Annotated in this window: 11 protein-coding genes; 9 read left to right on the top strand and 2 right to left on the bottom strand. The window is 57.1% G+C overall.

The genetic code is table 11. The features are described from left to right. Positions 1-13 precede the first annotated feature (13 nt). The 6 genes from AC2FH2_RS01150 to AC2FH2_RS01125 all read left to right on the top strand — a co-directional run bounded on the left by AC2FH2_RS01150 (position 14) and on the right by AC2FH2_RS01125 (position 7884). On the top strand, positions 14-2431 hold the full coding sequence (locus AC2FH2_RS01150) for a GcvT family protein (RefSeq protein ID WP_496822585.1): 2418 nt from the start codon (positions 14-16) through the stop codon (positions 2429-2431). Between the two features lie 31 nt (positions 2432-2462). Continuing rightward, positions 2463-3062: a nucleotidyltransferase family protein gene (locus AC2FH2_RS01145; protein WP_142634260.1), complete on the top strand. Its 600-nt coding sequence runs from the start codon at positions 2463-2465 to the stop codon at positions 3060-3062. Positions 3063-3815: 753 nt separating this feature from the next. Beyond that, positions 3816-5252, top strand: coding sequence for a Do family serine endopeptidase (locus AC2FH2_RS01140; protein ID WP_496822583.1), 1437 nt, complete (start codon positions 3816-3818; stop codon positions 5250-5252). 183 nt (positions 5253-5435) lie between these two features. Beyond that, positions 5436-6116, top strand: a complete 681-nt coding sequence (locus AC2FH2_RS01135; RefSeq protein ID WP_142634264.1) for a response regulator transcription factor — start codon at positions 5436-5438, stop codon at positions 6114-6116. After that, the gene (locus tag AC2FH2_RS01130) at positions 6109-7479 is read left to right on the top strand and encodes a sensor histidine kinase (RefSeq protein WP_282027448.1); all 1371 of its coding nucleotides are present in this window, start codon (positions 6109-6111) and stop codon (positions 7477-7479) included. The genes AC2FH2_RS01135 and AC2FH2_RS01130 overlap by 8 nt, the downstream gene beginning before the upstream one ends. 57 nt (positions 7480-7536) lie before the next feature. Then, on the top strand, positions 7537-7884 hold the full coding sequence (locus AC2FH2_RS01125; RefSeq protein ID WP_496687709.1) for a TfoX/Sxy family protein: 348 nt from the start codon (positions 7537-7539) through the stop codon (positions 7882-7884). Between the two features lie 54 nt (positions 7885-7938). Here AC2FH2_RS01125 and ndk read toward each other — a convergent pair whose 3' ends face one another. Together ndk and AC2FH2_RS01115 are read right to left on the bottom strand one after the other, a co-directional pair. Continuing rightward, positions 7939-8361: a nucleoside-diphosphate kinase gene (gene ndk, locus AC2FH2_RS01120; RefSeq protein ID WP_142634270.1), complete on the bottom strand. Its 423-nt coding sequence runs from the start codon at positions 8359-8361 to the stop codon at positions 7939-7941. A 116-nt stretch (positions 8362-8477) separates the two neighbouring features. Beyond that, positions 8478-9680 (bottom strand): multidrug effflux MFS transporter, encoded by a 1203-nt coding sequence (locus AC2FH2_RS01115; RefSeq protein WP_271946668.1) that lies wholly within the window; start codon positions 9678-9680, stop codon positions 8478-8480. 106 nt (positions 9681-9786) lie between these two features. On the opposite strand from AC2FH2_RS01115, the gene AC2FH2_RS01110 reads away from it, so the two are divergent. From AC2FH2_RS01110 to AC2FH2_RS01100, 3 genes are read left to right on the top strand one after another with little or no spacing between them, the layout of a single operon-like run. After that, the gene (locus AC2FH2_RS01110; protein ID WP_142634272.1) at positions 9787-11640 is read left to right on the top strand and encodes an ABC-F family ATP-binding cassette domain-containing protein; all 1854 of its coding nucleotides are present in this window, start codon (positions 9787-9789) and stop codon (positions 11638-11640) included. Continuing rightward, positions 11637-12257 carry a MarC family protein gene (locus AC2FH2_RS01105; RefSeq protein ID WP_142634274.1) on the top strand — a complete coding sequence of 207 codons (621 nt, stop codon included), beginning with the start codon at positions 11637-11639 and terminating at the stop codon, positions 12255-12257. Before AC2FH2_RS01110 ends, AC2FH2_RS01105 begins: the two co-directional genes overlap by 4 nt. 40 nt (positions 12258-12297) lie before the next feature. Then, complete coding sequence (locus AC2FH2_RS01100; RefSeq protein WP_142634277.1) at positions 12298-12879, top strand: retropepsin-like aspartic protease family protein; 582 nt, start codon at positions 12298-12300, stop codon at positions 12877-12879. Positions 12880-12887 lie beyond the last annotated feature (8 nt).

Genomic DNA, 12887 nt, shown 5'->3' with positions numbered 1-12887 from the left:
GGGAGACTGTGACGTGAAGACAACAACTCAGGTAGCTGTAATCGGTGGCGGCGTTGTCGGGTGTTCGGTTCTTTATCACCTGACCAAGCTGGGCTGGTCGGATGTGATGCTTCTGGAGCGGTCCGAATTGACCAGTGGCTCGACCTGGCACGCGGCGGGTGGTTTCCACACGTTGAACGGCGACACCAATATGGCCGCACTGCAAGGCTATACGATCCGGCTGTATAAAGAGCTGGAAGAGATCACCGGCATGTCCTGTGGCCTGCACCACGTTGGCGGCATAACGTTGGCCGACGACCGCGACCGGTTTGACATGCTCCTGGCCGAACGTGCCAAGCACCGCTTTATGGGGTTAGAGACCGAAATCGTAGGCCCTGAAGAGATAAGGAAAATCGCACCAATCACCAATACCGACGGCATCATCGGCGCGCTCTATGATCCGCTGGACGGGCATCTTGATCCGTCCGGAACCACCCATGCCTATGCCAAAGCGGCGCGGATGGGCGGCGCAACAATCGAAACCCATTGCATGGTGCACGAAACAAATCAGCGCGCCGATGGCACCTGGGATGTGGTCACCAACAAGGGCACGATTCATGCTGAACATGTGGTCAACGCTGGTGGGCTCTGGGCGCGCGAGGTTGGCGCCATGGCCGGTGTCTATTTCCCGCTGCATCCGATGGAACATCAGTACCTGGTCACCGACTCGATCCCCCAGATCGAGGCAATTATCGACGCAGGTGGCGAACATCCCCATGTCATGGATCCCGCCGGCGAAAGCTATCTGCGGCAAGAGGGACGCGGTCTGTGCATCGGCTTTTATGAACAAACCTGCAGGCCCTGGGCTGTCGACGGCACCTCGTGGGATTTCGGTCACGAGCTTCTTCCCGATGATTTCGATAAGATCACCGATAGTATTGAATTCGCCTATCGCCGCTTTCCTGTTCTGGCCGAGGCTGGTGTGAAATCGGTGATCCACGGGCCGTTTACCTTTGCACCGGACGGCAATCCTCTGGTCGGGCCGGTTCCGGGGTTGCGCAACTATTGGTCGGCCTGCGGCGTGATGGCCGGGTTCAGCCAGGGCGGCGGCGTTGGTCTGACACTGGCACAATGGATGATTGAGGGCGAGCCAGAGCGCGACGTCTTTGCGATGGACGTGGCGCGGTTCGGGGATTGGATCAGCCCGGGCTATACCCGTCCAAAGGTCATCGAGAACTATCAGAAGCGGTTCAGCGTCTCTTATCCGAACGAGGAATTGCCGGCAGCCCGCCCAGCCCGCACAACGCCGATGTATGATATCTTTACCGATCTTGGTGCTGTGTGGGGTCAGCAATACGGGCTTGAGGTGCCCAATTACTTCGCCCAGGGAGATGAACCAGGCTATGAAACGCCCTCGTTCCGCCGATCCAACGCATTCGATGCCACCGGGCGCGAGGTTCGGGCCGTGCGATCTGGTGTTGGCATCAACGAAGTGCACAATTTTGGTAAATACCGCATTGTTGGACCTGCTGCCCGCGATTGGCTGGATCGGATCATGGCGGGCCGTATCCCGAAACCGGGCCGCGTGTCGCTAACCCCGATGCTATCACCAAAGGGCAAGCTGATCGGTGATTTTACCGTTTCCTGTCTTGATGAGACCGAGTTCCGCCTGACCGCCTCCTACGGCTCTCAGGCGTTTCACATGCGCTGGTTCCTGCAAAATGCGCAGAATGGCGTGACTGTCGAAAACATCAGCGATCGGCAGAACGGGTTCCAGATCGCCGGTCCAAAAGCCACGCAGGTTCTGGCGGCCTGCACCCGTGATGACCTGAGCGGATTTCGGTTCCTCGATCTGCGCCGCATGACCGTTGGGATGACCGACTGCATCGTCCAGCGCGTCAGCTATACCGGCGATTTGGGGTACGAGATCTACTGCGATCCCATGGCACAAAGGCAGTTGTGGTGGACCGTATGGCAGGCCGGGCAAGAACGCGGCATCGTTCCATTTGGCATGCGCGCGATGATGAGCCTGCGTCTGGACAAGTTCTTTGGATCCTGGATGCGAGAATTCTCGCCTGATTACACAGCCGCGGAAACCGGTCTGGATCGGTTCATTTCATTCTCTAAGAACGCCGATTTCATTGGCCGCGCAGCTGCCGAGGCTGAACGCGCCTCTGGCCCTGCCCGTCGACTGGTTGCGTTCGAGGTTGATGCCGAGGACGCTGATGTCAACGCGTATGAGCCGGTTTGGCTGGGCGGAAAGGTCGCCGGGTTTTGCACTTCGGGTGGCTATTCACACTATGCAGGCAAGTCCATTGCCATGGGGTTTCTGCCAACAGACCGCGCTGCGGACGGGCTGGAAGTAGAAATCGAAATACTTGGCCAGTTGTGCAAGGCACGCGTGATCTCAGAACCGTTATTCGACGCCGATGGCGCGCGTATGAGGGGATGACACTGCTTTCATACGTCTGCATTGTCGGCGCATGACGCAAATACCCATCATCCTTCTGGCCGCCGGACAATCCCGGCGTATGCGAGGCGCAGATAAGCTGCTGCAAGAAATTGATGGCTGCCCGCTGCTGCTCCGTTCCGCCCAGACGGCACGGGCTGCATCGTCGGTTATTGTTGCCCTGCCGTCCAAGCCTCATCCCAGGTACGACGTGTTGCAGGGGCTGGACCTGCATCTGGTCGAAATCGCAGATGCGGAAGAAGGTATGAATGCCAGCTTACGAGGGGCCCTGTCTGCTGTTGGGCAAGAGGCCGAAGCCGTCATGGTTCTGCTAGCTGACCTGCCTGAAATCACTCTGGATGACCTTCAGACGCTGATCAAGGCAACTAAGGCGTATCCGGATAAGCTGATCTGGCGCGGGTCGACCGCGTCAGGACAGCCTGGCCACCCTGTGATCTTCAGCCGTCTCCTGTTCGATCAGATCAGCCGCCTGACCGGAGACGAAGGCGCACAATCTGTGGTTCGGGACCATCCGGACAAGGTCCATCTATGTGTGCTCCCCGGCCAACATGCCGTGCTGGATCTGGACACGCCCGAAGCATGGGATATCTGGACCAAAAATCGCAACAGTTAAAACGAGTACGGCCCGGTCAATGAAGACCGGGCCGGTTACCCAATTAAGGACTACCACTTTTCACTGATCCTGAAAGCGCGTCCAGAACACACTAGGCATTCCGAATATTCCGCAACCGAACCTAAACAAGACCCCCTCGTTAACATGCCGCTCAGCGCTTCCAGAGACTGTGACAAGCCGTTGGCACCCCCTAGTGCCGCCGACTTCCCTTCGCTTGGGCAAGACCATCGTCACCTATCAGATGCTCTCAAACAACGTAAAATTGGCCTAAACTTGCATTTTCTGATGTATCAGTTTGGTTTTTACGCAACATTTCTCTCAATGTGTTTCTACTATAGGTTGTTCGTCCGAGAAAATCCAAATGCAAGTACACTCCATTTATCACAGACCATATATATAACATGTTCATAATATGATATGTTTCCGGCAAATTCAGCCTATGACATCAAATCTACTCACAACCAATGGCTGTGTCATAAATCCATCAAATTCTGAGCGCTCGCTTTGTTTATCAAACAGATTTAATTCAACCAAAATGATCATTTGACTGCCGAACAGGCAACAATCCACCGATTCTCACCTTATGATTCGGAAGAATTCCGCGAATCTTTGCCACCCGACGCCGGGATAGAGCCTCTCGTTTGTGGCAAAATTAAGATTTATTAACCAACCAATCAGGAAAGTCACAGACTGATGCAGCATCTCTTGATCCAAGGCGCGGCCAGTGTCGCGTGCTTCAATCAGGAGACCAAAATGAGCATCCGTAAATCCTCTCTTCTTATGCCACGCACATCAAACTGGCTAGGCGTCTCAGCGCTGAGTTCGGCATTGTTGGCGACGACTGCCCTGCCCTCGAAAGCTGACGAAGCGCTGGCTGATTTAGTTGAGAGCGTGTCACCTTCTGTCGTGACCATCATCGCGGAACAAAACGCCGCCAAGGGCCCGGAAAATGGACAGCAGTTTGATTTCGAAGGCCAACCATTCGGTGAATTCTTCAAACGCTTTGGCGTGCCTGAAGGGTTCGATGCCCCCCGTCGTGGTCCTTCTCAGGGTTTGGGGTCAGGTTTTGTGCTGGATGAAGCCGGGTACATCATTACGAACCATCACGTGGTCGACGATGCCGCGACCGTGACCGTGCGCCTGAATGATGACCGAACTTTTGAGGCTGAGGTGATCGGTACCGACCCGTTGACCGATATCGCGGTTCTCAAGATCGACGCGGGCGAGCCACTTCAGGCCGTAGAGCTTGGCAATAGCGATGTGATCCGTGTGGGCGAGGATGTTGTCGCCATCGGGAACCCGTTTGGCCTCAGCTCGACCGTGACGACCGGGATTGTATCGGCCAAGGACCGCAATATTTCGCAGGGACCTTATGCCGAGTTCATCCAGACGGATGCGGCCATCAACAAAGGCAATTCCGGTGGCCCGCTGTTCAACATGGATGGTGAGGTTATCGGCGTGAACTCGGCCATCTATTCCCCGAGCGGTGGGTCGGTCGGGTTGGGTTTTGCCGTCACGTCGAACATTGTGGACCATATTGCCGCGGATCTGCGCGATGATGGCCAGGTCAGCCGCGGTTGGCTGGGTGTGTCAATCCAGAATGTCAGCCCTCAGATCGCTGCGGCGATGGGAATTGATGCCTCAAACGGCGCATTGGTTTCGGACGTTGTAGCCAACAGCCCTGCCGAAGGCATCCTGGAACAGGGCGACGTCATCCTGACCTTTAACGGCGAACCCGTCGAGTCCAGCAGCGACCTGCCGATCCTTGTCGGAACTACCAAGGTTGGAACAGAAAGCACGCTTACAGTTTTACGCAATGGCAGTGAGCAAGACATAAAGTTGACGATCGGACAGCATCAGTCCGCATCGGCCGAAATGGACAAGTCAGTGGATGAAGGCATTTCGGGCACCGCCCTGGGCGTCACCGTTGCACCACTAACAGAAACCAACCGTGCGGAACTGGGCGTGGCCGAGAATATTGACGGTGTGATCGTCACGGACCTGAAACCGGACAGCCCTGCAGCGAAAGCCGGTCTTCAGCGTGGCGACGTGATCGTGAAGCTGGGCAACCAGGATACGGCCACACCTGGCGCGCTGAAAGAAGCGCTGGACAGCGAAAAAACCGATCCCGCGCTTGTCCTGATCAACCGTGGCGGCAACCAGATCTTTGTTGCGGTGGAAATCGCCTGATCGAACACCTGCGCGCGCCACGTGATGGGGAGATCTGGCGGGCGCCTCTCTGGCATGATTGAATTGTCCGCAATCTGCCGGAGCAGCCGGGTGCGCAACGACGCACCCGGCATCTAAACCGGTCAAATCTTGTACTTTGTTTGAAAAATTGTGTTTAAGTTCCGGTAGAAAGGATTTCAGATCATGAGCCGACGCCTGTTGATCGTTGAAGATGATGAAGACACCCGGGAATTCATAGCAAAAGGGTTCAGCGAGGAAGGATATGTCGTCGAACAGGCCGCGGATGGGCGCGAAGGGCTGTATCACGCCACAGATGGTGGCTTTGACGCCATCGTTCTGGACCGAATGCTGCCCGGTCTAGACGGCCTGTCACTGATCAAATCCATGCGCGCCGCGGGTCTGAAAACTCCGGTTCTGATGTTAACCGCAATGAGCGCGGTCGATGAGAGAGTCAAAGGCCTGAGGGCCGGTGCAGATGATTATCTGGTCAAACCGTTCTCTTTTCAGGAACTGCATGCGCGGATCGAAGCTCTGTTAAGACGCCCGCAGGAATCTGAGGAAAACCCAACCCTGACCTGCCGCGATCTGGATATGGATTTGCTGACCCGCAAAGTCACCCGCAACGGGCGAGAGATTACCCTGACACCGCGTGAATTTCAGATTTTGGAATTCTTCCTGAGACGCAAGAACCGCGTAGTGTCACGCACCATGTTGCTGGAAGGTGTCTGGGATTATCATTTCGACCCGAACACCAATGTGGTTGACGTCCATATCTCGAAACTGCGCCGCCAATTGGATGAAGGCGGAGAGATCCCGTTGATTGAAACAGTCCGGGGCGCAGGTTACATGATATCTGATGGATAACCTACGGCTTTCGTTCAATAATTCCAGAACGCGTTTGGTTCTGGCCAGCATGGTTCTGAGCACATTGTTGACAGCCACCGTGCTGGCCCTTGTCTATGTCACCGCAAATCGCAGTATCGAAAGCGAAACCCGCTCGGTGGTTTCCGCGGAATTGACCGGTCTGGCCGATGAATACGAAAGGCGCGGGCTCATCGGTTTGCTGACAGCCATCGAACGCCGTATTCCCACCGCCTCTGAACGGGATGCCCTCTACTTGTTGACCGACCGCAACGGGACGAAATTGGCTGGCAACCTGAGACAATGGCCCGATGACATCACTGCCGGAAGTGGTTGGGTCCAACTAGAGCTGCGACGCTCGGACAGCGAACAGCTGGTGCCAATCTCGGCTGCATCCATTCGTCTGCCGGGCGGAGAACGCCTGCTTGTCGGGCGGGATGCGCTGGCACGACAGCAGTTTGACCGTGTTCTTTTACGCTCGGTCGGCTTCGCGCTGGCAATCGCGCTGGCGCTGAGCGTCCTGACAGGCTGGCTGTTTACCAGGCTCGTCTTTTCGCGCTTGTCTGACATCGCCTCGACCGCAGAAAACATCGTTTCAGGCGACCTGTCGCGCAGGATGCCCTTGCGCGGGACCGGAGATGAATTCGATCAAGTTTCAGGTACGCTCAATACGATGCTGGACCGGATCGAGGAATTGGTCAGCAATCTAAGGACAACCTCGAATTCGATCGCGCATGATCTACGCTCTCCTTTGTCGCGGTTGAAACAGCGGGTCGAATCCCTGTCAGATAGCCGCAAATCCGAACAGGATCGCGAAATCGACATCGCGCGCGCGACGACCGAGGTTGATCATGTCCTGCGGGTTCTAGGCCAACTGACTGAGATTTCGCGTGCCGAAGCAGGTGTCGGGCGAGAGCAGTTCGAAGATGTCGACCTTAATCAACTCGTGGCGGACGTGGTCGAGCTCTATGATCCGGTTGCCACGGATCAGGGCGTAACACTTGAAGTTACAGGGTCAACTGCCCCCCTTCCCGGCCACCGCCCCCTTTTGTCTCAGGCACTGTCCAACCTGTTGGAAAATGCTCTGCGATACGCGCCTGATGGTTCGACCATCACGATCAATATTGCGGATGACGGCCGGTACGCTAACCTCAGCGTGCGGGATCGCGGCCCGGGGGTTCCTCAGGACGATCTGGCCCGCCTGCAGATGCCCTTTGTGACGCTTGACCCCGCAAGAACCGAGCGCAATGCAGGTCTTGGGCTGGCTTTGGTTGCCGCGATTTCACATATGCACAAAGGCATGTTCGACGCCCGCAACTGTGACCCGGGGCTTGAGGCCACAATCCGTCTGTCACGCAAACCCTGACCCCCAAGGCAAAAGGATCGGGTGACAGTAATTCTGACACCGGTTAAAACGTCGATTATGTCTGACCCGATCTCAACTATCCGTAATCTCGGCCCGGCCTATGAACAGGCTTGCGCGCGTGCCGGTATCCACTCGGCCCAGCAACTGCGCGAGATAGGCCCCGACGCGGCCTATGCAAAACTCTTGCAGGCAGGATCGCGCCCTCATTTCATCGGCTATTATGTTTTGGTGATGGGGCTGCAAGGCCGCCCCTGGAACGATTGCAAAGGCGAAGAGAAAAAAGCCCTGCGGCAAAGGTTCGACGCAATCAAAGCCAGCAACAGCACTGCGCCGCAAACGAAGATGATCGCCGACTTGGATGCGATCGGCGTCCGGATATCTTCGGACGATTTGAAACCCGCATAGAAAAAGCCGCCCCCGACCCCGGGAGCGGCTTTATAGGCTTGATCTTAAAACAGATTAGCCGACCAGTTCGATGCCCGAGAAGAAATAGGCGATCTCAACCGCTGCGGTTTCCGGTGCGTCTGAACCGTGGACCGAGTTCTCGCCAACCGATTCAGCGAACTCGGCGCGGATGGTGCCGGGGGCCGCATCTGCGGGGTTGGTAGCGCCCATGACTTCGCGGTTCTTGGCAATGGCGCCTTCGCCTTCCAGAACCTGTACAATAACCGGCTCGGACGACATGAATTCGCACAGTTCGTCATAGAACGGGCGCTCGGCATGGACGTCATAGAACTTGCCAGCTTGTGCTTTGGTCATGTGAATGCGCTTTTGCGCTACGATGCGCAGACCGGCCTCTTCAAACTTGGCGTTGATCTTGCCAGTCAGGTTGCGGCGGGTTGCATCGGGTTTGATGATCGAGAATGTGCGTTCCAGTGCCATGTCGGCCTCTCCTTAAAATAGGGCGCGGGGCCCGCGCCGAAATCCATCGCGGGCCGCGTATCATGGTCTGTAGCTTATGAAAAGTGTTATGATGCCCTGCTCCGGCGCTTTGCCGGTCACAATGTGCTGGGCAACGGGTCCAGACTGTCGATCCGACGAACATAGAGCACGGCCAGAAGGCCGATAAAGCTGCACCCGCACATCATGCCAAGCACAAGAAAAGGTCCGTTTTCAGGGCTGACAAAGGCGCCGGTGATCGTGGTCAGAACCGCCCCCAGCGCAACAATCATTGCACCTGACAGGCCCGCCGCGCTGCCTGCCAGTTTGGGACGAACCGACATCACGCCCGACGATGCATTGGCGTTGGTCAGTCCATTGCCGAAACCGACACAGATGGCCGAGCCGAAAAAGACCCAAACCGTACCAAGCCCGACCCAAAACAGAAGCAGCCCGCAAAGCGGCCCTGCCGTGGCCACATTCCGCCCTATCAGGATCATCGTTGTTAACTGCGTCCGCGCCGCCAATCGGCCAGTGACAAAATTCCCGACCATGAACCCGCCGGTGATAATGCCGATCCCAAGACCCAGCATCGCGGGGCTCAGATCAAACCAAGCAGCTGCAACCAACGGTGCACCGGTGATAAAACTGAAAAAACCGCCGATCGAAAATGCCGCGCATAGGGCATAACCCCAAAACCTGCGGGCGCGGAACAGATGCGGATATTCCTTCAGCTGCGCCGCGAATGTTGGGGCGCGGTTTATATTGGTCTCTCCCATATCAAACCACAGCAAAGCCAGCAGACCGGTGCCAAGTAAGGAATACAGAACAAACCCCGAGCGCCAGCCAAACAGCATGTCCAACGCGCCGCCCAACATCGGTCCCAGCATTGGCGCCAATGCCATAGCCATTGCGACATAGCCCAGCTTGCTGGCCGCCTCGTTGGGGGGATAGCGGTCGCGGATTGAGGCGCTGGACAGCACAGACCCGGCGACGACCACAGCCTGAATGAGGCGAAAACCCAGAAACACCCAGATTGACCCAGCCAGCACGCAGCCGATGGATGCGACCACGAAGATCGACATGCAGATCAACAGGACCGGTCTGCGCCCATATCGATCCGACAGAGGACCCATGATCAGTTGCAGCACAGCAGAAACCGCCAGATATCCCGCAACCGCCAGATTCATAAGGCCGTAATCCACCTGAAAGTCCACGCTCATATGCGCCAGCGATGGCAGGAACATATTCAGCGTCAGCACCGACAACGCCGTGGCAAAGACCAGCGTGACCAACGACGGAGGTGTTCGGGCTGTATGCATGATGGAACCTTGTGAAAACTTCAGGCAAAACAGCGCTAACACATTGAATGCCGGTTGAACATGCAAGCTGCTGGCGGCGGCATAACGGCTCTGCTAAGAGCAGCATATGTTACGGATTCAAGACATCACCTATGCCGTTGAAGGCCGCCCTTTGTTCGAGGGCGCAAGCGCAACCATCCCCGATGGCCACAAGGTTGGGCTAGTGGGGCGCAATGGCACCGGCAAGACCACCCTGTTTCGCTTGATCAGGGGGGAACTGGCGCTGGAATCGGGCAGTATCGCTGTCCCGAAACGGGCGCGTATTGGTGGCGTGGCGCAAGAGGTGCCCTCGTCCGATGCCTCACTGATCAATACCGTTCTGGCCGCCGATACCGAGCGCAGCGCGTTGATGACTGAAGCCGATAGTGCCACGGACCCCGGACGCATCGCAGATATTCAGACCCGGCTGGCCGATATAGACGCCTGGTCGGCCGAAGCGCGCGCAGCCTCGATCCTCAAGGGGTTGGGGTTCGATGACGAGGATCAACTGAAACCCTGTTCGGACTTTTCCGGCGGCTGGCGCATGCGCGTCGCGCTAGCAGCGGTACTGTTCTCGCAGCCTGATCTGTTGCTGCTGGACGAACCGACCAACTATCTGGATCTGGAAGGCGCTCTGTGGCTGGAAAGCTATCTGGCGAAATATCCGCACACGGTGATCATCATCAGCCATGACCGCGGGTTGCTGAACCGCGCTGTGGGGTCGATCCTGCATCTGGAAGATCGCAAGCTGACCTATTACGCGGTGCCTTACGATAAATTCGCGGAACGCCGCGCCGAACGTCTGGCACAGGCGGAATCGGAAAACACCAAGGCCAAGGCGCGCATCGCGCATCTGCAAAGCTTCGTGGATCGCTTTCGCTATAAGGCGTCCAAAGCAGTTCAGGCCCAGTCGCGCCTGAAGATGATCGAACGAATTCAGTTGGTCTCGACCCCGCAAGAGGCTGCTCTGCGCGCTTTTTCCTTCCCAGAACCCGAAGAACTGTCGCCCCCGATCATTCAGATCGAAGGCGGTGTGACGGGATACGGCGAGACCGAGGTGCTGCGCAGACTGAACCTGCGCATTGATCAGGATGACCGTATCGCGCTGCTGGGCAAGAACGGTCAGGGCAAATCGACCCTGTCCAAGCTGCTGTCTGATCGTCTGCCGTTGATGGCTGGCAAGATGAGCCGCAGCACCAAGCTGCGCATCGGCTATTTTGCACAGCATCAGGTGGATGAGCTGCATGTGGACGAGACGCCCTTGGATCATCTGCGCCGATTGCGCCCGAATGAAGCTCCGGGCAAGTGGCGCTCGCGTTTGGCCGGGTTCGGATTGAATGCCGATCAGGCAGAAACCAAGGTCGGGCGGCTGTCCGGCGGACAAAAGGCGCGCCTGTCGCTGCTGCTTGCCACCATCGACGCCCCGCATATGCTGATTCTGGACGAACCGACCAACCATCTGGACATCGAAAGCCGCGAGGCGCTGGTTGAGGCATTGACCGCCTATTCCGGAGCCGTAGTGCTGGTCAGTCATGACATGCACCTGCTTTCGCTGGTGGCGGACCACCTCTGGCTGGTCTCGGACGGATCCGTCAAACAGTTTGACGGGGATCTGGAATCCTATCGGTCCCTACTGCTGGGCCGCGACAAACCTGTTAAGGAAAAGCCGCTGACGGCCAAGCCCAAACGCCCATCGCGCGAGGCGGTTCTGAACCTGCGCGCCGATCTGCGCAAATGCGAGGAACGGATCGAGAAATTGACGGATATGCACGAAAAACTCTCGGCCAAACTGGCTGACCCCAGTTTGTATGAAGACGACAAGATCAACGACCTGGCGACCTGGAACCGGAAATTTTCCGAGGTGGTCGAGGCAATGCAAAAAGCCGAGGCGCTTTGGGTGGTTGCAGCAGAGCGGTTGGAACAGGCAGAGACCGCAGCATGATGGATACAGCCTTTCTCATAACCTCGTTTACAACATTGCTTGTGGTCATTGATCCGCCAGCACAAACGCCGATCTTTGTGGCCCTGACACAAGGCATGGATCGGCATGCGCGTTATACAATAGCGGTGCGCGCCTGTCTGACGGCGGCTGGGATTCTGGCCATGTTCGCCGCATTCGGCGAGGCGGTTCTGGGCTTTATTGGCATCTCGATGGAGGCGTTCCGCGTTGCGGGCGGCGTTCTGTTGTTCCTCACAGCGCTGGACATGCTGTTCGAACGGCGCACCAAGCGGCGCGAAAACAGCGCCGAAGAAGAAGAGCATCCTGATCCTTCGGTATTTCCGTTGGGTATTCCCCTGATTGCAGGACCCGGCGCGATTGCCACAATGATCCTGCTGGCCGGGCAGCATCCGGGCATAGAGGGTCTGGCCGTGGTGATCGGCATGATGCTGATCGTAGTGGCGATGGTGTTCGTCACCTACCTGTCTTCAGGCGCGGTGGCACGAATTCTGGGCAAGACCGGGCTGAATGTGCTGACCCGCCTGTTGGGCATGCTGCTGGCGGCCTTGTCAGTTCAGTTTATCTTGGATGGGCTAAAAGCCTTTGGATTTGCGTCATAAATCCCCATATTGGATTCGAGTGACGCAGTAAGGTAGCGGTATGGACGGCGACAGCATTGCAAATCTGGCCTATCTTGGATTGCTGGGCGCAGCGGTCGTGGCCTGGTTTATCTCTCAGAACCGGCAAAGCCTGAACAAAACGTTGCAACAGGCTCTGGCCTGGGTGTTTATTTTTATCGGCATCATTGCCGCCTATGGACTATGGGGCGATATCCGCAGCACTGTGGGCCCTGCTCCGCAGATGACCGTGACCGGCGAAAGCATCGAGGTGCCGCGCGCCTATGACGGGCACTACTATCTACCGGTTCTGGTCAACGGAGAGCCCATCACCTTTTTGGTCGATACCGGCGCCAGCCAGATTGTGTTGAACGAGGCGGATGCCAGACGCATCGGTGTTGACCCCGATCAGCTGAACTATTTCGGGCGGGCCCTGACGGCCAATGGCGAGGTGCGCACCGCCCCGATACGGCTGGACAGCCTTGAACTGGGGCCCATCACGGATCGCAATGTCTCGGCCTGGGTGAATGAAGGGGCGCTGGATCAGTCCTTGCTGGGCATGGATTACCTGCACCGGTTCTCGAATATACAATTCGCGGATGGGCGTCTGATCCTGTCGCGCTGATACCCTCT

It is taken from the genome of Ruegeria sp. YTSA105, assembly GCF_059610225.1.
The sequence above is the reverse complement of the archived record's forward strand: the minus strand, read 5'-3'. Positions and strand labels throughout refer to the sequence as shown.

What these genes read in the sequence shown, in the direction of transcription:
- AC2FH2_RS01100 (WP_142634277.1), top strand. Translation starts at nt 12,298, where the DNA reads ATGGACGGCGACAGCATTGCAAATCTGGCCTATCTTGGATTGCTGGGC.
- AC2FH2_RS01125 (WP_496687709.1), top strand. Translation starts at nt 7,537, where the DNA reads ATGTCTGACCCGATCTCAACTATCCGTAATCTCGGCCCGGCCTATGAA.
- ndk (WP_142634270.1), bottom strand. Translation starts at nt 8,361, where the DNA reads ATGGCACTGGAACGCACATTCTCGATCATCAAACCCGATGCAACCCGC.
- AC2FH2_RS01105 (WP_142634274.1), top strand. Translation starts at nt 11,637, where the DNA reads ATGATGGATACAGCCTTTCTCATAACCTCGTTTACAACATTGCTTGTG.
- AC2FH2_RS01110 (WP_142634272.1), top strand. Translation starts at nt 9,787, where the DNA reads ATGTTACGGATTCAAGACATCACCTATGCCGTTGAAGGCCGCCCTTTG.
- AC2FH2_RS01115 (WP_271946668.1), bottom strand. Translation starts at nt 9,680, where the DNA reads ATGCATACAGCCCGAACACCTCCGTCGTTGGTCACGCTGGTCTTTGCC.
- AC2FH2_RS01140 (WP_496822583.1), top strand. Translation starts at nt 3,816, where the DNA reads ATGAGCATCCGTAAATCCTCTCTTCTTATGCCACGCACATCAAACTGG.
- AC2FH2_RS01145 (WP_142634260.1), top strand. Translation starts at nt 2,463, where the DNA reads ATGACGCAAATACCCATCATCCTTCTGGCCGCCGGACAATCCCGGCGT.
- AC2FH2_RS01130 (WP_282027448.1), top strand. Translation starts at nt 6,109, where the DNA reads ATGGATAACCTACGGCTTTCGTTCAATAATTCCAGAACGCGTTTGGTT.
- AC2FH2_RS01135 (WP_142634264.1), top strand. Translation starts at nt 5,436, where the DNA reads ATGAGCCGACGCCTGTTGATCGTTGAAGATGATGAAGACACCCGGGAA.